Raw genomic sequence first — 1143 nt, 5'->3', positions numbered from 1 at the left:
GAAGCGCACCTCGCCTTACGAGCGTGGCCAGGTCCTGCGGCGTGCCGCTGGCCTGATGCGTGAGCGTCTAGACCACATTGCGACTGTGCTAACGTTGGAGGAAGGTAAGACCTTGGCGGAGGCGAAAGGTGAGATCACCGCCGCGGCAGAGTTTTTTGACTGGTTCGCGGAAGAGGGGCGGCGCAGCTATGGCCGTGTCATCGCGGCGCGCCTACCCAATATGCGCCAGACGGTCACACAGGAGCCGGTTGGCCCCGTCGCTTGCTTTACGCCATGGAACTTCCCGGCGGTGACGCCGGCGCGCAAGATTGCCCCTGCTCTTGCAGCTGGCTGCACCTGCATTATCAAGCCGGCCGAGGAAACCCCGGGCACCACCCTGGAGATCGCGAGAGCGCTCACCGATGCAGGGCTGCCCGCCGGCGTGTTAAATGTGGTATTTGGTGTACCAGCGGATGTTTCCGAATACCTCATTCGCTCTCCAATCATCCGCAAGATCTCTTTCACCGGATCGACCCCCGTGGGACGCCGCCTCGCTCGGCTTGCAGGAGAGACCCTGACACTTGCCACCATGGAGTTGGGCGGCCACGCGCCCGTGATTGTCGCGAAAGATGCCGACGTCCAGCGCGCGGCGGAGCTCTCCATGACCATCAAGCTGCGCAACACTGGCCAGGTCTGCACCTCGCCGACCCGCTTCTTCGTAGAACGCTCGGTCTACGAGGAGTACCTTGAGCACGCTCGCCTCTTCGTGGAGAAGCAGGTAGTGGGCGACGGACTGGAAGCAGGCACCACGGTGGGTCCCCTCGCCAACACCCGTCGCGTCGCTGCCATGGATGACCTAATCGCCGACGCCTTGTCCCATTCGGCCCGCCTTATCGCCGGTGGCGAACGCCTGAAGGGGACAGGCCTGATGTACAGGCCCACCATCTTGGCGGACATGTCCGATCAGGCGAAGGCCATGACAGAAGAACCATTCGGACCACTTGCGCTGGTGCAACCTGTTGATGACATAGAACAGGCCCTCGCGCGAGCGAATGCATTGCCTTATGGTCTGGCCGGGTATGCCTTCACGCGCTCCGCTGCGACTGCCAACCGCATAGCGGAGGAGCTGGAGGTGGGCGTGATCGGCATCAACCAGATGGTGGT

At 62.8% G+C, this 1143-nt stretch carries 1 protein-coding gene; it reads left to right on the top strand.

Translation table 11 applies throughout. The annotated features are described in order from the left end of the window. Positions 1-55: 55 nt before the first annotated feature. A partial coding sequence (locus tag ABVQ20_RS40435; protein WP_354465428.1) for an NAD-dependent succinate-semialdehyde dehydrogenase occupies positions 56-1143 on the top strand: 1088 nt, incomplete at its 3' end.

This window comes from Mesorhizobium shangrilense, from assembly GCF_040537815.1.
Classification (GTDB): domain Bacteria; phylum Pseudomonadota; class Alphaproteobacteria; order Rhizobiales; family Rhizobiaceae; genus Mesorhizobium; species Mesorhizobium shangrilense.
This window is presented reverse-complemented; position numbering and strand designations above follow the sequence as displayed.